This is a genomic window from Ornithinibacillus bavariensis, from assembly GCF_050433565.1.
Classification (GTDB): Bacteria; Bacillota; Bacilli; order Bacillales; family Amphibacillaceae; genus Ornithinibacillus; species Ornithinibacillus bavariensis.
In genome coordinates this window covers 82,496-102,193 of the sequence record NZ_JBNPWZ010000006.1, presented here as the reverse complement: position 1 = coordinate 102,193, position 19,698 = coordinate 82,496, and the positions used below count along the sequence as shown (strand labels likewise).

Genomic DNA, 19,698 nt, shown 5'->3' with positions numbered 1-19,698 from the left:
CATTCAAGAATTATGGAATGACTGCCCGATTTCCTTTTCTGCAATTATTTCATTTGCTGCTTCTAATTCCTTATGCTCCTTAACAGAGTCCCCAACCATTTTATTTAAATAGTCAAATGGATAGTTTGCTCGTAGTCCATTCTGCGCGCCAATTTCTCCGTCTATGTTTGCTTCAACAGGCATCGCAAATTTTTTATTTTCCTCTTTTTTCATTTAATCACCTCAGATAGTAGAATGGCTTACGGTACTCCTTTTATTCGCAGGCATAATTTTTTCTTTCCTATGAAAAATAAACTAAACTTAGGATACATTTGGAATGAGGAGATAACGATGAAACCAGTATACAGTGACATAATTCAATTTCGCGGAGGTCACTATGATTTCGGATTTATGCAGGGTGAGGCACTTAGAGAATCACCAATTCTTGCCAATCGTGAAAAACAATGGGGACCAAAGAGAAAATATCATTTTTCGATTGACGAGCAGGAGGTTAAGTCTGCTATTTTGCAATTTGCTCCTGGCGTATGGGAGGAAATAGAGGGACTATGTGATGCACTGCAATGGCATATGCACGATGCGATTCGAGAATTTGGCGGATACTATTTAGAATATGGTAAAAGTGGGTGCTCTATTTTTACCGGTGAGGATTATATGGTACGGAATTACGATAACCATCCTGCATCCTATGAAGGACGATATGTGCTTTATCAGCCTACGGATGGTGGGTATGCAATAGCTGGACCTTCGATGCAAATCACCGGGCGTATTGATGGGATAAATGAAAAAGGGTTAGCAATGGGATATAACTTTGTTAATCGTGTCCGTTCTGATAGTGGTTTTATTTGTAATATGATTGGGAGACTTATTCTCGAGTCTTGCGCATCTGTTGCAGAGGCAGTTGATCTGTTAAAAGAGATCCCACATAGACACTCTTTTAATTATGTCCTTCTTGATAAACAGGGTAAGAGCTATGTCGTTGAAGCCTCCCCACGAAGAGTAGAGGTCCATCACAGTAATGCATGTACAAATCACTTTGAAAAAATAACGGAGGAAAACCGTTACCGAACAGATGAATCCATGAATAGGCAAGCGTCTATGATGCTTCAAGGAAAGAATAGCTTGGATACTTATCAGGCTTTTCAGATGATGAATAATACGAATAATGGTGTGTTTTCTTCTAAATATGGTGCTTGGGCAGGTACACTCCATACCTCAGCATATTTTCCAAGAGAAATGAAGGCATGGTTTTCTTTAGGTGGTGACCAAAAGCCTGTAATGTTAGACTTTCAAAAATGGTTGGACGGAGAGAAGCTGCGCATCAAACAAATCAAAGGAACACTTGATTCTAATTCATCATTTGTAAATATGGAAATACTTTCAAACCCGAGTATACTAATGTAAAGACAACCAATCTATTATAATTGGTTGTCTTTACGGTTAAGATATATGTTTGGTCTCTATAGCAGCGATTGCTCGGGCATATTCATTTGACACATCTTCACCGATTTCTTCCCACTTTGTTTTATTTCTTATTTGTCCATCTTTATCCAGTGGTTCCTGAAATTGATTAAAACCTGTTGCTGCAAGTAAGGAGTTCTCATCCTTGTCTAAACCAATATGTACGATATGCTTAATCACAAATGGTGTTCTAAATTCAATGAAAGCATCACTTCTATCTAACATTCCTTCAAGTACGTGAAATGGCATACGAAGATAAATGGTTTCCCCATTTTCACGGTGTAGTGTTGCATCAAAGAATGCACCGTCATACTCCCAGCTACCACACATACTAAGTCCAAATTGCTTCGCTAACTGTCGGGCAACGCCAAAGTAGGCCCGCTTTCCTTCCAACTCTGTTTGTAATTCAATCACTTTCCAACCTCCTAGTAGTGCTTTTCAATTAGTATTAGCAATATATGGAATAACATACCCTTGCTATTAAATATTTCCCAGATGAGTATCTGCATGGTAGACTAAAAAATATGAAAAAAATGGAACGTGGGGATGGACATGCTAAAGGACACAGGGGAACGAATTATCCCGGAGAACATGAAGATATTGAATGGGTTGTTAATCGAGCATATTGCTCGATATCATTTTGCAAGGGAATATGCTTACGGAAGAGTACTGGATTTTGCTAGTGGTTCAGGATATGGGAGTCATATTATTGCGAAGTCGCGTGTAAATCATGTAGAAGCGGTTATCGGTATTGATATTGATCCAGATGCAGTGAAGTATGCAAAGGCTACCTATTATCATCCATGCTCAACCTTTTTAGTAGGGGATGTTACTGATCAAACATTACCGGATAAGCTTGGCCAGTTCGATTGTATCATCAGCTTTGAAACAATTGAGCATGTAAAAGAAGAAGCCAAATTTATGAAAAATATTTATGAAATGCTCAAGCCAGGTGGAACATTGATTTTATCAACACCATTTGGTGAAGGGAGAGGAAAGCCAAGTGGGCAGGAATTCCATGTTCATCAACTGACTGTACAGGAATTTAAGGAATTATTTGCAGATTATCCGGACAAAAACTTTTTTTATCAAAAAGGTGCATTAATCCAACCTGAACATCCAGCGGTAATAGAGAAAAATTTTCCACTTGGTATAGTCATTTGTAAGAAATAATTCGGACAGGATATGTTTGTTTTTCGGAAAAAATATTTTACTATTTTACAGACAAAAACTATAATATACAACTAACTAAACTAGATGTAGGGGTACAACCTGCGAGCATAGAAAAACGTTAGCTGAATGTGTAGTGGAAGCCATATAACGGGTTTGAATATAGAAGTTCCATCTTGCTTCTGGCAAGTGACTGTGCTTGAGATGAGTAAAAGCTATATTGGCATAAGTTGTAAGAGGATATGAGAGCAGGGCAATAAGGTTGCTTAATGAAAAGGATGACCTTTTTAAATGAATTTTAAAAGGTCATCCTATTTTACATGGTTGAAGAAGCTTTGTTTGATACTAGACTACTTTTTAAGGAGATGAGCATGGTTCCAAGAGAAGCTAAGATGAATAATCCGCCGATAATTGCGTTTGCTTCAATTGGTAATTTTCCAATAATCATTCCCCCAACGAACGAACCAAATGCGATGCCAAAGTGCAGGGATGAGTTACTTAAGCTCTGTTGAATATCAGATGTTTCTGGTGAAGAGTCAATTAAATAGCTTTGCATCGCTGGTGATATAGCCCAGCTCATAATTCCCCATAGTACGAGTGCAATCAAGAATATAGGCATGAAGAAAGTAGTATATGGAATTACAAGAATCACCGTACTGAATATTAGGATGGAGGAAATAATCGTCCTTTTTGTACCTAACGTATCAGCGAATGTACCACCAAGACCTCCACCACTCACAGCTGCTATCCCAAAAATTAAAAAGAGAATACTAATCCAGGTAGCACTTAAATCCATCGTTTCCTGAACAAAAGGCTTTAAATACGTATAAAGCACGGAATGTCCAGACATATAAAGGAAGGTGGAAAAATGCGCAAACAATATTTTCCTTGATTTCAAGGTTGCTAGCTGTAGTCGAAGCGGAACAGCAGGCTTTGGTTCCACACGATCCATGAAGAAAAAGACACCAATGAGGGACAAGGCAGTCAATATTGCTATAAAAATAAAAGGTGCCCGCCAGCTAAACATTTCTCCTAGCATTAATCCTACTGGAACACCAAGCACTAATGAACCACTAACACCCATCGATACAATTCCAATTGCCCTTCCACGGTATTTAGGTTCTACGATTGTAGGAGCCATGACAAGGCAAAGAATGATTAAGAGCGCTCCACTTAATGCAGTAATAATCCTACCCAGCAACAGAATGCTATAATTCGGGCTAATAATCGATACGACATTACCGATTAGAAAGAAAAACAAAAAGATTAAGGTAAGCTTCTTTCGTTCAATTTTTGCTGTCATTAGCAATAAAATCGGAGATGCAATAGCAAAAATAAGAGAAAAGATGGTTACTAAAAACCCTGCAGCTCCAATCGATACATGTAAATCACCGGCAATTAGATCCAGTAAACCACTTATGATTAATTCGACCATTCCAATAATAAATGAAACGATCATTAAGAAATAAACACGTTTATCCATTCACTCTGTCCTTTCTAAGTTCCCTATCTAATAGTAAACTTGTTAGAGTTTGCTGACAAGCGTTAATAGTGATTAAAATTGGCAGAAATTTTTAATGTGACCAAGAGGAAAAATCGTAAATGCCATGATTATCCTGAGAAGAGTTATAGATTAGGATAGTTACCGAAACTAGTATCAACAAAGAAAAAGATTATGTCAGCCAACGATAAAATAGGGAGACACCACCTTGTCTAATGAGTAAAACAAGCGTAATATTACGATAAAAACAGATAATGAGGCACAGATATGAAGGAATATTATTATGATAAGCTATTTAACATACAAACAATAGGTAAAGGTGTATTAAACCAAATAACTCATTATTATCCGTATGAACCAACTCCATACGAGGCTTTAGAGATTTTAGTTGAACAATATGAAGTGAAAAGTAGTGATCATTTCGTGGATTTTGGCTGTGGCCTTGGTAGGCTAAACTTCTTTATTCATTATTTTTATCAAGCAGCAGTGACCGGAATTGAAATGAATGAAATCGCCTATCGCAAGGCTCTTCATAACCGAAAACTTTACACAAAGAAAACAAATAATTCTGTAGAGACACTCCAGTTTAAGCACTGTTTAGCTGAGCAGTATGAAATTAGTGAAATAGATAATCGATTTTATTTCTTTAACCCATTTTCCGTTCATATCTTTCAATACATAGTGAATCAAATTATGCTTTCGGTGGAGAAGGCCCCAAGAGAAGTGGACATTATTCTTTACTACCCTTCCGAGGATTATGTATTTTACTTAGAAAATCGTACAGCATTTAAACAAGCTCAGGAGGTTGTGGTTCCAGGTCTATATGAAAAAAACAATAATGAACGCTTTTTAGTTTATCGATTAGATTATTAATGCATGTTAGAAGGAAAATCGAAAGTTTTGGCGAAATATTAGTAAAGAAGATACCTTATTACAGAGAAGAACGTAAATGATAAGTCCAAATCAAAATAGAGTACATACAGTTATTATCCATGTAAATGATTTGATGGAATCTGTTAAATGGTATTGCAGGCTGCTTGGACAATCGTATGAGCTGTCAAGTGTGGAAAGGCCGGTCATGGTATGTAAGACTAATGGAGAAAAAGGTGAAAAGTATGAATATAACATTTGAAAATATAGAAACTAAAGGTCATGTAATCAAAGAAAATGACTTATATAAGCACTATCATTATCCGGAAATGCTAACTCGATATGATAGTAATTTTATAGCGTTTAAACGGATGCCCACTATGCATGAATTTAAAGAGGCAGAGGTGTTTTTAAGGAATTTTCACGTAAACAATGGGCAAAATCATGTAAAATTTCTTTTCCCACCAAATCAGAACGTAAGTGTTGAACTAGTAGAATATTTTAATATGGAAGGATACACTTCAGGGATAAATGAACTATACGCGATAAACCCTGCAAACTTTCCAATGGTTTCTGAGAATCCTAATATACAAGTGGAAAAAGTAAATGCAAAGAATTATGAAGAATATTTAAAGCTACAGTATGATCAGGAAATCCAGTTTGGAGAGAATTTTGCTAAGGAGAAGGTAAAGCTGCATCAACTTAGATTTCATAGCAATGACGTAGTTCAATTCATCGTATTCTATCAAGATAAACCAGTAGGTGCGGTTGACGTCATTCTTAGTGAAGGGATTGCCGAGATTGATAACCTTTTTGTAATAGATTCTATGCAACGCAAAGGGATAGGGAGTCAGCTCCAACGAAATGTTATGGATTTATATCAGGATCGTACGGTTATTTTAATTGCTGATGGGAAGGATACGCCAAGAGAAATGTATCAGAAGCAAAATTACCAATTGATGGGATTCCAGTGTGAAGTGTTGAAGGTATATTAGGATTGGCTCGACTACGAAGTGGAGTTGGGTCTTGACCAGATATGGGCTGAAGCTTTGTATCAGTATGATTATATTGAATAACATAATTTACCATTAACACTACCATATTTCCTTAAAGAACAAGCAAGGAAGATTCAAACCGAGAAAACGGATATTAAAAGTGGGTGTTTCCTTCCAAGAAGGTACATACTTCGGGTTATTATCTTGTATATTAATTACTAAAAGGTAAATTTGGAGGTGTGCAACATTAACATATTGATGCCAATTATACTTGTCGGTTTTAGTTTCCTTGTTGCTATTATTGTAGCTGTAATACTAATTATATTTGTTATTCGTAAATCTAAGAGTAGTAAAAAGTGAAAATAAATGCATTTTAATAACGTGTTCCATTATGAGGTGCGCCGAGCTAAATATCAAAGTAAATGGCAAAGGAATTCTCAATACAAGAAAATCAGATTATAATTCACAAGAAAAGGAGCTAGATTTAACAAGCTTCTTTATTTTAGATTTTAATTCCTTATTCAATTAGCACCGGTTTACTTAAAAAGAAAGGACGTTTATTAAACGAACACATTCGATTTTTTTTACTTTTCCAATACCCCTAATCATTTTCTATCACTCCTCCTAGTGAAGAAGCTTTTATGAAAGGTTTTTTGATGATATCTGCTAATTCATCCTTTGTACCATAAATAACAATACCTTATAACTTTCTTGAACAATATCTTCCGCGTCTTCATGACTACAACCGTTCTTTTTTAAATAATCATATATCATTTTCGCCTGTTCATTATATATATTCAATAAAAAGCGTGAATCCATAGCTCCTCCTTTCTAAGGACCCTTCATTATTAAAGAGTCAATTCCCTTGAGAAAGTTTACAGTAAAAAGAAAAGAAAGTTTATAATATAATTTCACTTTCGAAGTTCATTTTTAAATGCTTCTTGCTAAAATAAATAGGCAACTCTACTAATTGAAGAATAGCACACCATTTCAAAATAATGTTCTTTTAGTTGAACAAAAAAGAAATACGTTGTGGTCTGAACTTGGAATAAGATATGAAAAATGTGCCTATCTATCTCAAACGCAAGAAAATATCATTTAATCAAGATTTTTAAGATTTGCGTGTTTTCAGAATCCCCTATTTATAATTATATAATAGACAGTTTTAAGCAGGTGCTTTCCATCAAATACTCATTTGAATATTTTATTGGCAATATTTTCATTTCTCACATATACTATTCTTATAATCAAATGAATATTTGAATGAGGGGTATGAAATGGTAGAATCAGTGAATGATAAGTTAGAGAAGGATACTTGTGAAACGTTTTCCTTTGATGAGGAGAAGGTTAATCGTATTAAACCTAGAGTGGCAGAAGTAGCAGGAGTAGAGCTAATATTTAAGGCTTTATCAGATGCAACTAGGCTAAAGATCACATATGCATTGACGATTGAGGAAGAACTCTGTGTATGTGATGTTGCTAATATTATAGGTTCAACAACTGCAACAGCCTCTCATCATTTACGATTACTGCGTAATATGGGTCTTGCCAAATATCGTAAGGAAGGAAAGCTAGTATTTTATTCGCTAAAGGATGAACATGTCTACCAATTAGTTTCCATCGCACTGGAGCACGCGAAAGAAGGTGAATAATTTGGCGGAAAATCAACATGTCTATCGACTACAAGGCTTGTCTTGTGCTAATTGTGCAGCAAAATTTGAAAAGAATGTCCGAAATATTGCCTCTGTTGAAGATGCACAATTGAACTTTGGTGCTGCAAAGCTGACCATTCAGGGGGCAGCTACGGTTGAAGAATTAGAAGAAGCAGGGGCATTTGATGGAATTAAGGTTATCCCCGAGCAGAGAAAGCTTTCTGAGGTTAAACAATCCTTTTGGAAAAAGAAAGAAAATGTGATAACGATGATTTCACTTTTCTTTACAATGCTAGGATATATATTCTATTTTATGATAAATGAATCTCACCCTCTTACGATAGGGGCATTTCTGGCGGCTATCCTAATTGGTGGGTATAGTCTCTTTATCATAGGTTTAAAGAATTTAACCAAGCTCCAATTTGATATGAAGACCTTAATGACAATCGCCATAATTGGCGCAGCCATTATAGGCGAATGGGCAGAAGGTGCTGTCGTTGTTTTCTTGTTTGCGCTTAGCGAAGCCCTGGAGAGCTATTCCATCGATAAGGCACGACGATCCATTACATCCTTAATGGATATTGCCCCAAAAAAGGCTACCATTCGCAAAGGTAATGAGACAATCGAAATTGCTGTAGAGGATGTTCAAATTAACGATATTTTATTAATTAAACCCGGACAAAAAATTGCCATGGACGGTGAGGTAGTTAACGGCGAGTCCTCCGTTAATCAGGCAGCAATTACTGGTGAATCCATTCCGGTACACAAGACAACTGGAGATGAGGTATTTGCAGGAACCATCAATGAAGAGGGCTCCTTAGAGGTTCGTGTTACAAAGCGCGTAGAGGATACGACCATTGCGAAGATAATTCATCTTGTAGAAGAAGCGCAAGCAGAACGTGCTCCTTCACAGCAATTTGTCGACAAATTTGCTAAATATTATACCCCAGCAATAATGGCCATTGCTTTACTTGTAGCAGTTATTCCTCCGTTATTCCTTGGTGGGGACTGGTCAGAGTGGGTGTATAGTGGTTTAGCGGTATTAGTTGTTGGATGCCCATGTGCTCTAGTCGTCTCGACACCAGTCGCTATCGTAACTGCAATAGGAAATGCCGCTAGAAATGGCGTTTTGATTAAGGGTGGTATCCATTTAGAAGAAACTGGACATCTGAAAGCAATAGCCTTTGACAAAACTGGAACACTTACGAGAGGAAAACCTGAAGTTACCGATATAGTGTCCCTAGCTAATCAGAGCGAACAAGAAATTTTACGTATTGCAAGTGCGATTGAAGAATACTCACAGCATCCACTTGCATCAGCAATTATTAGAAAAGCTACCAAGTCAAATATAGATAAATACCATGCAGAGAACTTTATATCTATAACTGGAAAAGGGGCAAAGGCGAAAGTTCTGGATGAGGAATATCTTATTGGGAACCTAGCATTATTAGAAGAATATAATACAGTTTCTAGAGAAGAAAAAGAAAGAATTAACCAACTGCAATCAGAAGGCAAAACGGTAATGCTTCTTGGAACGAAAAGTGAAATTATTGCTCTTATTGCAGTAGCTGACCAAGCAAGGGTTACGAGTAAATCCATCATCCAAAAGCTTCATAACCTTGGAATTAGACAAACGATAATGTTAACTGGGGATAATCAATTAACTGGGGAGGCTATTAGTTCAAGCCTTGGTTTAACGGAAACAAGGGCGGAGCTTTTACCTGACGACAAATTGACTGCTATCAAAGAATTAAAAGCGAAATATGGTAATGTTGCGATGGTAGGAGATGGTATTAATGATGCACCTGCACTAGCCGCAGCTAATGTTGGGATTGCTATGGGAGGTGCTGGTACAGATGCTGCATTGGAGACAGCAGACATTGCACTAATGGCAGATGATCTAGAAAAATTACCATATACCATATCGTTAAGTCGTAAAACCCTATCCATTATCAAACAAAACATTATATTTGCACTTGCTCTTAAGCTAGTTGCACTGCTACTAGTAATACCGGGGTGGCTGACCCTATGGATTGCAATATTTGCTGACATGGGAGCAACACTTATCGTCGTATTGAATGCAATGCGATTAATGAAAAAGTCTCTTTAGTCGAATCTGCACCTCGAATTGTTCCACATAACGAATAATTGGAGGTGCTTTTTATTATGGATACTGCTTCCGCTTTCTTCTGTATCATAATAGAAAATCCTAGTAATATACGGTATACTAAATAAAACTTATTTACCAAAAATAAAAAGGAATGATAATCATGGTTGCTTCGGATCATTTTAATGAAGACCAGGAGCTTTCACTTAAACTATTTGTAGTATTAACAAGAGCAATTCAAGCCATTGAAAAACAGGTTGTTTTAAATATAAAAAGCTACGGCCTTAATCTGACTGAATTTGGTGTACTTGAATTACTGTATCATAAGGGGGAACAGCCTATTCAGCGGATTGGTCAAAAGGTTTTACTTGCCAGTAGCAGTATTACATATGTAGTGGATAAGCTAGAGGAAAAGAAATACTTAGCTAGAAAAGCTTGTCCAACAGATCGACGGGTAACATATGCAGTAATAACAGAATCCGGACAAAAGCTCATGGACGAAATTTTTCCCCAGCATGCCCAAGCAATTAGTGAGATTATGGGTGGGTTGGATACGGAAGAGAAAAAGACGGTGATTGAGCAAATAAAAAGGCTAGGCTTGTACGCCCAGGAGTTATAATTAGATATTAATGAATAAAGGTATTGCTAATACAGCAATACCTTTATTCGTTAATGATTGGTAAAAATTCCATCCAATCCACTATTCGATCAAACCTACTATCTCGATTATAGGACTGATCCTTCAGATATAGCTTAATCGGCTCCTTGGACAAGGTTTCCAAGATTGCTGGCTTGTCATCCACATAATAATCAAGATGTAAGTCTTTTATAATATGAATTTTTTCATGGTCTTCCATTCCATAGAAGAAATGGCCAGTGTGGATAGGAAATCCTTGCTCTATCATCCACTGTTTCGTTCGCTCACCATGTTTTTTTGGTCGAGCAGTAATATAAAATACTTCATGCCCTAGCTCCACCAACCTATTTACAGTTTCCACAGCACCCGGAAACGCAGGACAATCTGTAAAATAAATTTCCTCTAGGGAGCTTTTCCACATCTTATTGCCTTCTTCTTCACTTAATCCAAATGGTTCGTGAATTTCTACCCGTTGAAGCTTATGAAATTCTTCTATTGGTACTTCCTTATTTAGTTTTGTTTTATAAAGCTGAAAGGCATGTTCTCTTAGATTAATTAATGTATCATCAATATCAAATCCGAACCGCATACAATCCCTCAATTTCCATAGGTTGGATAGCCAGTAAACTTAAAATCACTGCCTACTTTTTCTATCATTGTATCCATTAGTTCTACAGCATCTGCCATGTCGGCAATTCCTGTTCCTTCTAAGAAAGTAGGAGCATCCTTTCCACCAATTAGCTTTGGTGCAAAATAGAGGACGACCTTATCTACTAGTCTATTTTCCAAGAAGGATGCGTGAATATTGCCGCCACCTTCGATAAATAAAGAGGAAACAAGCTTTTCCCCTAATATCTTTACTACTTCATTTGGATTAACGGAATTTTCACTAGTCGTTACAAAAATATGAATTCCAAGCTCCTCCAGCTGCTGTTTTTTTACACTGTCATAATGCTGGCTAGTAAAGATCCACGTTTCAGCTTGATTATCTGTTACTACATTTGCATCTAGTGGGATTTTCAACGTAGAATCCATGATAACACGAATTGGATTTCTGCCATTTGGAATTCGTGAAGTGAGTGATGGATTATCCTTTAATACAGTGTTAATTCCAACGAGGATAGCCATGTTTTCACTTCGGAGCTGGTGTACATCCTGCCTTGACTCATCTGAAGTAATCCACTTACTGCTGAAGGTATGTGTAGCCACTTTTCCATCAAGCGTCACCCCAGCCTTGAGGGTCACAAATGGTTTTTTGGTCAGGATGAATTTATTAAAGACTTCATTCATTTTAATGGATTCTTTTTCACGTATTCCAGTAATTACCTCAATACCAGCATCCTCTAAAATTCTGACACCATTTCCAGCGACAATTGGGTTTGGGTCTAGTGTTGCAATGATAACTTTTTTTATTCCTGCTTCCACAATTGCCTCGGCACATGGTCCCGTTCTACCATGATGGGAACATGGCTCTAATGTAACATAGATTGTTCCACCTTTTGCTTTGTCTCCCGCCATTCTTAGCGCATGAATCTCCGCATGTGGCTCACCGGCCTTTAAGTGGCTACCTACCCCAACAATACGATTATCATTAATAATAACCGCACCGACTAATGGATTGGGGTCTGTTTGCCCCTTCATGGCAATTGCATTTTGTAAGGCTAAGTCCATATAAAATTCATGGTTAGTCATTAGAGCAGTTCCTCTCTTCACGAAGATGCCCTGATTTTTCAACCTTTGTTTTTAAATAACGCTCATTATACTCGGAGACATCTCCCCAAAGTGGAACACGACCAACTAAGGTTAAGCCCGCCTCTTTCATCGCCTCGAGCTTTAATGGATTATTTGTAATTAATGTTACAGGTTTTGATCGAAGCTGTTTAAGTACACGAATGGCATCATCATAATTCCTGGAGTCATTGACAAAGCCAAGTGCTTCATTTGCTTCAACAGTGTCGAGGCCATTCTCCTGTAAAATATAAGCCATTGCTTTGGAAAATAGTCCAATGCCGCGACCTTCGTGGTTCGCCAAATAGAAAATGGCTCCAGTCCCATGCTCAACTATTTTATGCATGGATTCTCTTAATTGGAAGCCACAGTCACAGCGTTTACTACCAAAAATATCGCCAGTGTGGCAAATCGAATGCATACGGATTAGAGCATCATCATCGTTTTCAAAATCACCGTACACTAATACACTCGATTGTTGGAGTTCGGCTAGATTTTGTGAGGATAAGTTATCAATAATGGTTTGATAGTCATCGGTAAACTCATCGGAATGTAACCAACAATACCATTTGAACTCAACTGTTTCACCATATAAATTAACAGGAAGCTGAATTGGGCCGACTAAATAGATTGCTCCTTCCGGTGTCTTAATGGATTGTATTTTATCTTTTAAGATGGCTAGTACTTTTGCTTCTAGATTTATTTGTCCCATTTTATTACCCCTTTCATTGCCCTTAGTATAAAGAAAAACCAATATAGCTTCAATTTATCTTTCTCGGAATACAGGATAATTAATCTTTTGTTTAAAATATGGTCTTTGATTCGCTTCGGTTTGTATTTTTTTAAAAAAGCTATTGCAATATATTTTTTTACATGTTAATATATCGACATACGATATATCGACACTAGATATAATGGTGGTGAAAAAATGGGAAAAGAACCAGAAGCATTTTTGCCTCTTTCACAAGCGACCTACTATATTCTATTATCCTTAAGGGAAGTGCGGCATGGCTATGCAATCATGCAGGATGTAGAGGAGGTTAGTAAAGGTGAAGTGACAATGGGACCAGGTACCTTATATGGTGCTTTAAGTAAATTAGAAAAACAAAAAGTGGTAGAGAAGGCACAAGTACAGGATGATGATCGTCGTAAGTATTATCAGCTAACGGAATTAGGTAAAGAGGTTTTACAGCTCGAATATAAACGTTTGAAATCATTAGTGGAAAATTCTAGTGAAATTATTCAACAGATGGAGGGGAATTAATATGGCAAAAAGAAAGTTTCGATTATTTTTAGGTTCTGATGTAGGGAAGGAAGAAGAATGGTTAACAGAGATGTCGAGGAATGGACTGCATCTTCAAAAGTATCAGTTGTTTAGTTATACCTTTGAAGAAGATCCGGAAAAGTCCTATGTGTATCAGATTGATTTTCAGCAGAATGTGAAGGATGATTATTTACAGCTATATAAGGATGCTGGATGGGAGTATGTAACAAATGCGATAAATGCATTCCACTACTTTAGAACCGAAACATCCAATAAAGAAGTTAGAAAGTTATATTCTGATAAAGAATCCATAAGAGATTCCTTTAATCGGATGATTCGTTTCTATGTAACGATTTTCTTATGCTTCCTTGTGTCACAGCTTGGCATCTTCACTGGTCTCTTTACTTCATGGAAGAGTTATCCTTTTTTCTATACGATAGTGGGCGTAGATGCTGTAGTCATAGTACTCTATGTTTATGTCCTTTTATCGTTGAGAAAAAGGGTTCAGTCCATCGAAAGAAAGTAAAAAGGTAAAAACTGTTAGTACCTTTTTTAAAGAGGGTATTAATCGTTTTTACTTTTTTTCATTTAGTACCTTGCATTGAACAGTAGTGTGTGTTATATTATAGCTGAGCAAAGTAGTGTGTATAAACCGGTACTATACATTATATAATAGTGATGAGAAAACGAAGAGGTGAAAATGTTGAATGTACAATTTAAAAAAGGCGTGTTAGAGCTATGTGTACTTGTCCTACTAGATAGGCAGGACCGTTATGGCTATGAACTTGTACAAAAGATATCAGATCAGATTGCTATATCAGAAGGAACGGTATATCCATTATTACGAAGATTAACAAAGGAAGGTTATTTTACAACGTATTTAAAGGAATCATCGGAGGGGCCTTCTCGAAAATATTATGCATTAACAGATGAGGGGCGTCAGTATCTTCATGAGCTATTACGAGAGTGGGATGAGTTTACCAATGGGGTAAATGAGTTAATAAAGGAAGGTGTTAGCGATGAATAAAGGGCAGTTTATAGAAAAGCTAAATGATGCCTTGAAACGACTTCCTTCTTCAGAGAGAGAGGATATCATAAATGATTTCGAGGAGCATTTCGAGATTGGATTGAGTGAAGGGAAGACAGAGCAGGAGATTGCAGCTTCCTTGGGATCACCACAGCAAATTGCTAAGGAAATGATTGTCACGTATCGCTTAGAACAGGTAGAGGAGACTGCCTCTACCGGTAATATTTTCCGTGCTGTTTGGGCAGTTATCGGACTGGGTTTTTTCAATCTAGTAATTGTATTAGGACCTTTTATTGCATTATTAGGAATTCTTTTTTCTGGATGGGTCATTGGTGTAACATTTTTACTCAATCCAGTACTGTATTTGCTGAATGTGGTCATCTATCCAGAAGTTTTTGAACTATATGGGCTATTTTTTACTATCGCATTGTGTGGACTCGGTATATTCGTGATCATTGGGATGTATTATGTTACACGCTGGTTATTTAAGGGCTTTATTCGTTATCTGAATTTCAATGTCAGAATGGTTAAAGGAGGAATGAAAGATGCCTAAACAAAAGCTATTGATCGTCATTGCTTCTTGTCTTCTTGCTGTAGGGTTAGTAGGTGTTTTAGCTACATTTAGACTAACTGGTTCCGCAGAAGAGATAAGTAAAAAAGAAGTTATTGAAAATACAAATATAACGGATATCTCAATCGAAGCGGATAATGCGGGAATTGAAGTGTTGCCTACGAAAGAAGAAACTATTACGGTAGAATTTTATGCAACAGAATCCAAACAAAAAAAATATAATCTAGAATTGGAAGAACAAGGTCAATCCCTTGCCATTGAATTAGAAGAAAAGGTTATCCAGTTTCTACATTTCGGTTGGGATTTTGATTTTAAAAGTCCTAAATTAACAGTATATTTACCTGAAAAAATGTATCACAAATTAAAAATAGAAGCGGAAAATGGAAAGATAGAAGCGGAAAATGTATCCGCTGAAGATGTAGCAATTGAAACAGAAAATGGAAGAGTAGAGCTTACTGAAGTTATCACTAATCGGACTCATGTTACCTCTGAAAATGGGAGTATTAGATTTAATTATGTAGATGGTCAGGTGTCTAGCGATGTTACCAATGGAACCATCACATTTATAACGGACGATCTAGATCGCTCAATTGATCTAGAATCTGTGAATGGAAGAATTAAGGTTCAAACACAAAATGAGCCAACAAATGCAACCATTGATGCTAGTGTAGTAAATGGAAAAGTTGATATCTTTGGTAGTAATACAAGAAGCCGTGTAACCGGTAATGGAGAGAATAGAATTAAGTTAACGACGGTTAATGGTAGTATTACGGTTTCGAAATAGTATATGGATTGCTAAAAAGCTGTTTGAGGTAATGTACCTTGAGCAGCTTTTTTATTTTCAATAGATTGCACGTTTTAGCTTATCCCTGCATAGTACTAAAAACACTTAATGTTTCCTTTGGGCAAAATTTAAAGTTTTAGTAAAAATAACTTGACTAATACAAACTGTACTATTTAATATTGTAATTAACTAATAATTTTTCCCGATGGAAAAACAAAAGGGAGAGTGCAAAAGTGAAGTGTTTTAGTAAAGGCTGGATATTAATTCTTATACTTTGCTTGGGTTTGTTTTTGACGGCTTGTTCATCTGGGGAATCAGCTAATCATGCTAGCGATGGGAAAATAAAGATTGTTACAACCATTGCCCAAATTGCCGAACCTTTACAAGTAATTGGTGGAGATCTTGTCGAGGTGAACAGCTTAATGGGTCCTTCGGTAGATCCGCATCTTTATAATGCTACACACGGAGATATTACAAAAATTGCCGGTGCTGAGCTTGTTTTTTATAACGGCTTAAATCTTGAAGCAAATATGGTCGGTATATTTGAAGAAATGAAAGCTGCAAAGCCTGTTGTAGCGGTAGGAGATGCAGTACCGGAAGAACTACTTTTGAAGGATGAAAAGGGTTCCGTTGATCCGCATATTTGGTTTGATTTAGAGCTATGGAAGCTAGCACTGGATGAGGCTGTTAAGGAATTACAGAAATATGCACCAGAGAGGTCCGATTTATTAGCGAAAAACAAGGAAGCATATTTTGCAAAAATGGATGATTTAAGCGAAGAATCCAAAAAGCTTTCAGAGATTCCTGTTGAACATCGATACTTAGTTACGGCACATGATGCCTTTGGTTATTTTGGTAGAATGCATGATTTAGAGGTTATTGGACTTCAGGGATTAAGTACAGATAGTGAAATTGGCGTTTCAGATATTAGAAGTACCATTGAAATTATTAAACAATATAATGTTCCTGCCGTTTTTGTGGAAAGTAGTATTAATGAGAGCTCCATTAAGGCTGTTATAGAAGGGGCAAGAGAAGAAGGAGTTGATGTGGAACTTGGTGGACAGCTTTATTCAGATGCAATGGGGAAGGCTGGAACCGAAGAGGGTACGTACCTAGGTATGTATCGGCATAATGTAAAGACGATTTATGAGGCATTAATGGGAGGGGTAAATTAACATGGCAAAAACAGTATTAAAGGTTACTAATCTATCTGCATCCTATCGGAAAAATACGGTGCTTGAAAACGTAAATTTTGTAATCGAGGAAGGATCCTTGACAGGAATAGTTGGGCCTAATGGTGCGGGAAAGTCCACTTTGATTAAGACGCTTTTACACTTACATCCCTCTCTCTCAGGGGAAATAGACTTTTATGGATTACCTTTTAAAAAGGCAAAACGAGTTATTGGCTACGTTCCACAGCGAGGATCTGTTGATTGGGATTTTCCAACAAACGCGTTGGATGTAGTTGTTATGGGCTTATATGGGCAAATCGGGTGGCTAAAGCGACCATCCCGAGCCCATAGGAAATTAGCATATGAGGCACTAGAAAAAATGGATATGGCACCATATGCAGATCGGCAAATTAGTCAGCTATCAGGTGGACAGCAGCAACGTGTTTTTCTCGCACGTGCACTCGTTCAGGATGCAGAGTTTTATTTCATGGATGAACCACTTGCAGGTGTCGATGCGACAACGGAAAAAGCAATTATGGCAATACTTAAGGAGCTAAAAGATGAGGGGAAAACGGTGATGGTTGTTCATCATGATTTGCAGACTGTCACGGATTATTTTGACCATGTTTTATTTTTAAATCGAACGGTTAAAGAGCATGGTTTGACGGACTCAGTATTTACAAAGGAAAACATCATGAAAACCTATGGCGGAAAAATGCAAAGAATAGTTGAGGGGGGTTCCTATGTGGTCCATTCTAACTAGTAGTAACTTTCAATGGGTATTAGCTAGTACGATGACTTTAGGCATTGCCTCTGGTATGGTTGGTTGCTTAGCCTATTGGAAGAAGCAAAGTCTCATGAGTGATGCATTAGCTCATTCCGCACTACCAGGTGTCATTGTTGGCTTTTTAGTCATCGGGGAGAAAAATATCATATTTCTCATTACCGGTGCTGCAGTTAGTGCATTAGTCGGGGCTTTCTTTATACAATGGATCCAGTCTGCCACTAGGATTACAGAAGATACGGCAATGGGAATGGTCCTTTCGATTTTCTTTGGTCTTGGGATTATGTTATTAACGATTGTCAATCGTTCTGCTGGTGGGAATCAAAGTGGTCTAGATAGTTTTATTTTCGGGCAAGCTGCGTCAATGGTAAAACTGGATGTTTTCACAATGCTCATTTTAGCATTAGTAGCCATTACGATTATCTCAATTGGGTTCAAGGAGTGGAAATTATTTTTATTTGATCCACAGTTTGCGAAGGGGCTTGGCCTTTCCTTGAGCATGATGAATGTTATTTACACCCTAATATTGGTGACAACGATTGTAATTGGAATTCAGGCTGTTGGGGTTATCTTAATTGCCGCATTGCTAATTATTCCTTCCGTTAGTGTTCGATATTGGACCAACTCCTTTCACTATATGCTTATTCTATCTGCATTGTTTGGAGGACTATCTGGGGCCATAGGGACTTATTTAAGTGCAGTAGGAAAAGGGTGGCCTACTGGCCCGTTTATTGTAGTAGTTGCTGCTATTCTCTTTATCTTTTCTTTGCTTTTTGGGAAAGAGAAGGGATTATTTATCACCTGGTTTGAGCAATATTTGGAACGTAAGCGAATTGGTACTACAAAACAGACCTCGACAATCGGAACAAAAGGAGTGAATTAAAATGTCTTATACAGCATGGATAATCTTGACTGCATCATTAGTTGGACTCTCTTGTGGACTTGTAGGGACATTTCTTATTTTAAGAAAAATGGCTATGATGGCGGATGCTATTAGTCATACAGTCTTATTAGGAATTGTCACTGCTTTTCTTATCACCAAGGAATTAAGTGGGCCACATATGTTGGTGGGTGCTATACTAGCTGGACTTCTAACTGCCCTTTTCGTTCAAGGTCTTCATCAATTTGACATCGAACAGCATGCCTCGATTGGAATTGTCTTTACTACACTCTTTGCAGTTGGAGTCATATTAATTACAACCTCTATCGGAAATGCTCACCTTGATGTTCAGCATGCATTAATGGGAGAGATTACATTTATTCCTTGGGAGACTATTACGCTTCCAGTTGTAGGAAAAGTACCTGAAGCGACTGCCCTTCTAACACTAGTGCTGATGATCGTGTTGGTCTGTATTATAGCATTTTATAAAGAATGGAAAATTACATCATTTGATCCGGCTCTTGCTGCTAGCCTAGGTATCCCAGTTGTTTTTATGCATTATCTATTCATGAGCCTCGTATCCATTACGACAGTGGCGTCTTTTGATGCGGTAGGCGCTATTATGGTTGTCGCCATGCTGATTACACCAGCCGCCGCTGCTTATCTTTGGACAGATAAATTGTCTGTAATGTTACTATTAAGTGCATTGTTTGGAGTCGTTTCTGCAGTAGCGGGATATTATATTGCAGCATGGGTAGATACGTCCATCTCTGCTTCGATGGCATTTGCAACGGGAATAGTTTTTTTAATCAGTTTTATTGGTTCGCCTAAGCACGGTCTGATTGCGAAATATCGTCGGCCGGGGGAAATTGTAGCAGCCTAATGAAATCTTATAACTTAACGAAGCTTTAACTTTAAGCTAATCTTAGGGAATAGGGCCCTGGGGTTAGCTTTTTGATAGAAATAATTTTAATTACTATAAGTGCTATCTATGGTGAAGGAGGTTACTTTCTAATCATCAGGAATATGTTTAATGAAGTTAGATAATTTACTTTTAGATTGCATTACGATACTAGCCACATAGCTAAAATAGTACAA

The 19,698-nt window shown here is 37.3% G+C and carries 24 protein-coding genes; 17 read left to right on the top strand and 7 right to left on the bottom strand.

Translation table 11 applies throughout. The features are described from left to right. Window positions 1–3: 3 nt before the first annotated feature. A complete protein-coding gene (locus tag HNR27_RS11910; RefSeq protein WP_212920815.1) occupies window positions 4–213 on the bottom strand; it encodes a hypothetical protein in 210 nt (69 codons plus the stop codon). Window positions 214–330: 117 nt separating this feature from the next. Between HNR27_RS11910 and HNR27_RS11905 the strand changes: the two genes are divergently transcribed. Continuing rightward, window positions 331–1,401, top strand: coding sequence for a C45 family autoproteolytic acyltransferase/hydrolase (locus HNR27_RS11905; protein WP_212920814.1), 1,071 nt, complete (start codon window positions 331–333; stop codon window positions 1,399–1,401). 36 nt (window positions 1,402–1,437) lie between these two features. Here HNR27_RS11905 and HNR27_RS11900 read toward each other — a convergent pair whose 3' ends face one another. Continuing rightward, window positions 1,438–1,872, bottom strand: a complete 435-nt coding sequence (locus HNR27_RS11900; RefSeq protein ID WP_212920813.1) for a YugN family protein — start codon at window positions 1,870–1,872, stop codon at window positions 1,438–1,440. Window positions 1,873–2,010: 138 nt separating this feature from the next. Here HNR27_RS11900 and HNR27_RS11895 point away from each other — a divergent pair, with 138 nt between their 5' ends. After that, on the top strand, window positions 2,011–2,631 hold the full coding sequence (locus HNR27_RS11895; RefSeq protein WP_429339898.1) for a class I SAM-dependent methyltransferase: 621 nt from the start codon (window positions 2,011–2,013) through the stop codon (window positions 2,629–2,631). 313 nt (window positions 2,632–2,944) lie between these two features. Here the strand turns inward: HNR27_RS11895 and HNR27_RS11890 are convergent, their stop codons facing one another. Next, window positions 2,945–4,111, bottom strand: a complete 1,167-nt coding sequence (locus HNR27_RS11890; RefSeq protein ID WP_429339897.1) for an MFS transporter — start codon at window positions 4,109–4,111, stop codon at window positions 2,945–2,947. A gap of 285 nt (window positions 4,112–4,396) precedes the next feature. On the opposite strand from HNR27_RS11890, the gene HNR27_RS11885 reads away from it, so the two are divergent. The 3 genes from HNR27_RS11885 (at window position 4,397) to HNR27_RS11875 (ending at window position 5,994) form a co-directional block, all read left to right on the top strand. Continuing rightward, window positions 4,397–5,002 carry a class I SAM-dependent methyltransferase gene (locus HNR27_RS11885; protein WP_212920810.1) on the top strand — a complete coding sequence of 202 codons (606 nt, stop codon included), beginning with the start codon at window positions 4,397–4,399 and terminating at the stop codon, window positions 5,000–5,002. Window positions 5,003–5,078: 76 nt separating this feature from the next. Next, window positions 5,079–5,261 (top strand): VOC family protein, encoded by a 183-nt coding sequence (locus tag HNR27_RS11880; protein WP_429339896.1) that lies wholly within the window; start codon window positions 5,079–5,081, stop codon window positions 5,259–5,261. After that, window positions 5,245–5,994, top strand: a complete 750-nt coding sequence (locus HNR27_RS11875) for a GNAT family N-acetyltransferase (protein ID WP_429339895.1) — start codon at window positions 5,245–5,247, stop codon at window positions 5,992–5,994. Before HNR27_RS11880 ends, HNR27_RS11875 begins: the two co-directional genes overlap by 17 nt. Before the next feature lie 666 nt (window positions 5,995–6,660). On the opposite strand, the gene HNR27_RS11870 is transcribed toward HNR27_RS11875, so the two are convergent. Beyond that, window positions 6,661–6,813, bottom strand: coding sequence for a hypothetical protein (locus tag HNR27_RS11870; RefSeq protein WP_429339894.1), 153 nt, complete (start codon window positions 6,811–6,813; stop codon window positions 6,661–6,663). 458 nt (window positions 6,814–7,271) lie between these two features. On the opposite strand from HNR27_RS11870, the gene HNR27_RS11865 reads away from it, so the two are divergent. From HNR27_RS11865 to HNR27_RS11855, 3 genes are all read left to right on the top strand, one after another. Beyond that, entirely contained in the window at window positions 7,272–7,646 is a 375-nt protein-coding gene (locus tag HNR27_RS11865) for an ArsR/SmtB family transcription factor (RefSeq protein WP_429339893.1), read from the top strand. A 1-nt stretch (window position 7,647) separates the two neighbouring features. After that, a complete protein-coding gene (locus tag HNR27_RS11860; protein ID WP_429339892.1) occupies window positions 7,648–9,756 on the top strand; it encodes a heavy metal translocating P-type ATPase in 2,109 nt (702 codons plus the stop codon). A gap of 160 nt (window positions 9,757–9,916) precedes the next feature. Beyond that, window positions 9,917–10,372, top strand: a complete 456-nt coding sequence (locus HNR27_RS11855; RefSeq protein WP_212920806.1) for a MarR family winged helix-turn-helix transcriptional regulator — start codon at window positions 9,917–9,919, stop codon at window positions 10,370–10,372. A 43-nt stretch (window positions 10,373–10,415) separates the two neighbouring features. Here the strand turns inward: HNR27_RS11855 and HNR27_RS11850 are convergent, their stop codons facing one another. From HNR27_RS11850 to HNR27_RS11840, 3 genes are read right to left on the bottom strand one after another with little or no spacing between them, the layout of a single operon-like run. Next, entirely contained in the window at window positions 10,416–10,979 is a 564-nt protein-coding gene (locus tag HNR27_RS11850) for a 5' nucleotidase, NT5C type (RefSeq protein ID WP_429339891.1), read from the bottom strand. Window positions 10,980–10,987: 8 nt separating this feature from the next. Then, window positions 10,988–12,082, bottom strand: a complete 1,095-nt coding sequence (ribD, locus tag HNR27_RS11845) for a bifunctional diaminohydroxyphosphoribosylaminopyrimidine deaminase/5-amino-6-(5-phosphoribosylamino)uracil reductase RibD (RefSeq protein ID WP_429339890.1) — start codon at window positions 12,080–12,082, stop codon at window positions 10,988–10,990. After that, window positions 12,075–12,830 carry a GTP cyclohydrolase II gene (locus HNR27_RS11840; RefSeq protein ID WP_429339889.1) on the bottom strand — a complete coding sequence of 252 codons (756 nt, stop codon included), beginning with the start codon at window positions 12,828–12,830 and terminating at the stop codon, window positions 12,075–12,077. Before HNR27_RS11840 ends, ribD begins: the two co-directional genes overlap by 8 nt. Before the next feature lie 216 nt (window positions 12,831–13,046). Here HNR27_RS11840 and HNR27_RS11835 point away from each other — a divergent pair, with 216 nt between their 5' ends. The 9 genes from HNR27_RS11835 (at window position 13,047) to HNR27_RS11795 (ending at window position 19,483) form a co-directional block, all read left to right on the top strand. Beyond that, the gene (locus HNR27_RS11835; RefSeq protein WP_429339888.1) at window positions 13,047–13,382 is read left to right on the top strand and encodes a PadR family transcriptional regulator; all 336 of its coding nucleotides are present in this window, start codon (window positions 13,047–13,049) and stop codon (window positions 13,380–13,382) included. Window position 13,383: 1 nt separating this feature from the next. Beyond that, window positions 13,384–13,908: a DUF2812 domain-containing protein gene (locus HNR27_RS11830; protein ID WP_429339887.1), complete on the top strand. Its 525-nt coding sequence runs from the start codon at window positions 13,384–13,386 to the stop codon at window positions 13,906–13,908. A gap of 177 nt (window positions 13,909–14,085) precedes the next feature. Next, window positions 14,086–14,409: a PadR family transcriptional regulator gene (locus HNR27_RS11825; RefSeq protein WP_212920969.1), complete on the top strand. Its 324-nt coding sequence runs from the start codon at window positions 14,086–14,088 to the stop codon at window positions 14,407–14,409. Continuing rightward, entirely contained in the window at window positions 14,402–14,962 is a 561-nt protein-coding gene (locus HNR27_RS11820) for an HAAS signaling domain-containing protein (protein ID WP_212920800.1), read from the top strand. Before HNR27_RS11825 ends, HNR27_RS11820 begins: the two co-directional genes overlap by 8 nt. After that, on the top strand, window positions 14,955–15,764 hold the full coding sequence (locus HNR27_RS11815) for a DUF4097 family beta strand repeat-containing protein (protein WP_429339886.1): 810 nt from the start codon (window positions 14,955–14,957) through the stop codon (window positions 15,762–15,764). Before HNR27_RS11820 ends, HNR27_RS11815 begins: the two co-directional genes overlap by 8 nt. Before the next feature lie 233 nt (window positions 15,765–15,997). Further along, window positions 15,998–16,939 (top strand): metal ABC transporter solute-binding protein, Zn/Mn family, encoded by a 942-nt coding sequence (locus HNR27_RS11810; protein ID WP_429339885.1) that lies wholly within the window; start codon window positions 15,998–16,000, stop codon window positions 16,937–16,939. A gap of 1 nt (window position 16,940) precedes the next feature. Further along, complete coding sequence (locus HNR27_RS11805; RefSeq protein WP_429339884.1) at window positions 16,941–17,699, top strand: metal ABC transporter ATP-binding protein; 759 nt, start codon at window positions 16,941–16,943, stop codon at window positions 17,697–17,699. Continuing rightward, a complete protein-coding gene (locus HNR27_RS11800) occupies window positions 17,680–18,603 on the top strand; it encodes a metal ABC transporter permease (RefSeq protein ID WP_429339883.1) in 924 nt (307 codons plus the stop codon). Before HNR27_RS11805 ends, HNR27_RS11800 begins: the two co-directional genes overlap by 20 nt. Window position 18,604: 1 nt before the next feature. Next, the gene (locus HNR27_RS11795) at window positions 18,605–19,483 is read left to right on the top strand and encodes a metal ABC transporter permease (protein WP_429339882.1); all 879 of its coding nucleotides are present in this window, start codon (window positions 18,605–18,607) and stop codon (window positions 19,481–19,483) included. Window positions 19,484–19,698 lie beyond the last annotated feature (215 nt).

What these genes read in the sequence shown, in the direction of transcription:
- HNR27_RS11910 (WP_212920815.1), bottom strand. Translation starts at nt 213, where the DNA reads ATGAAAAAAGAGGAAAATAAAAAATTTGCGATGCCTGTTGAAGCAAAC.
- HNR27_RS11905 (WP_212920814.1), top strand. Translation starts at nt 331, where the DNA reads ATGAAACCAGTATACAGTGACATAATTCAATTTCGCGGAGGTCACTAT.
- HNR27_RS11895 (WP_429339898.1), top strand. Translation starts at nt 2,011, where the DNA reads ATGCTAAAGGACACAGGGGAACGAATTATCCCGGAGAACATGAAGATA.
- HNR27_RS11890 (WP_429339897.1), bottom strand. Translation starts at nt 4,111, where the DNA reads ATGGATAAACGTGTTTATTTCTTAATGATCGTTTCATTTATTATTGGA.
- HNR27_RS11885 (WP_212920810.1), top strand. Translation starts at nt 4,397, where the DNA reads ATGAAGGAATATTATTATGATAAGCTATTTAACATACAAACAATAGGT.
- HNR27_RS11880 (WP_429339896.1), top strand. Translation starts at nt 5,079, where the DNA reads ATGATAAGTCCAAATCAAAATAGAGTACATACAGTTATTATCCATGTA.
- HNR27_RS11875 (WP_429339895.1), top strand. Translation starts at nt 5,245, where the DNA reads ATGAATATAACATTTGAAAATATAGAAACTAAAGGTCATGTAATCAAA.
- HNR27_RS11870 (WP_429339894.1), bottom strand. Translation starts at nt 6,813, where the DNA reads ATGGATTCACGCTTTTTATTGAATATATATAATGAACAGGCGAAAATG.
- HNR27_RS11865 (WP_429339893.1), top strand. Translation starts at nt 7,272, where the DNA reads ATGGTAGAATCAGTGAATGATAAGTTAGAGAAGGATACTTGTGAAACG.
- HNR27_RS11855 (WP_212920806.1), top strand. Translation starts at nt 9,917, where the DNA reads ATGGTTGCTTCGGATCATTTTAATGAAGACCAGGAGCTTTCACTTAAA.
- HNR27_RS11850 (WP_429339891.1), bottom strand. Translation starts at nt 10,979, where the DNA reads ATGCGGTTCGGATTTGATATTGATGATACATTAATTAATCTAAGAGAA.
- ribD (WP_429339890.1), bottom strand. Translation starts at nt 12,082, where the DNA reads ATGACTAACCATGAATTTTATATGGACTTAGCCTTACAAAATGCAATT.
- HNR27_RS11840 (WP_429339889.1), bottom strand. Translation starts at nt 12,830, where the DNA reads ATGGGACAAATAAATCTAGAAGCAAAAGTACTAGCCATCTTAAAAGAT.
- HNR27_RS11835 (WP_429339888.1), top strand. Translation starts at nt 13,047, where the DNA reads ATGGGAAAAGAACCAGAAGCATTTTTGCCTCTTTCACAAGCGACCTAC.
- HNR27_RS11830 (WP_429339887.1), top strand. Translation starts at nt 13,384, where the DNA reads ATGGCAAAAAGAAAGTTTCGATTATTTTTAGGTTCTGATGTAGGGAAG.
- HNR27_RS11820 (WP_212920800.1), top strand. Translation starts at nt 14,402, where the DNA reads ATGAATAAAGGGCAGTTTATAGAAAAGCTAAATGATGCCTTGAAACGA.
- HNR27_RS11815 (WP_429339886.1), top strand. Translation starts at nt 14,955, where the DNA reads ATGCCTAAACAAAAGCTATTGATCGTCATTGCTTCTTGTCTTCTTGCT.
- HNR27_RS11805 (WP_429339884.1), top strand. Translation starts at nt 16,941, where the DNA reads ATGGCAAAAACAGTATTAAAGGTTACTAATCTATCTGCATCCTATCGG.
- HNR27_RS11800 (WP_429339883.1), top strand. Translation starts at nt 17,680, where the DNA reads ATGTGGTCCATTCTAACTAGTAGTAACTTTCAATGGGTATTAGCTAGT.
- HNR27_RS11795 (WP_429339882.1), top strand. Translation starts at nt 18,605, where the DNA reads ATGTCTTATACAGCATGGATAATCTTGACTGCATCATTAGTTGGACTC.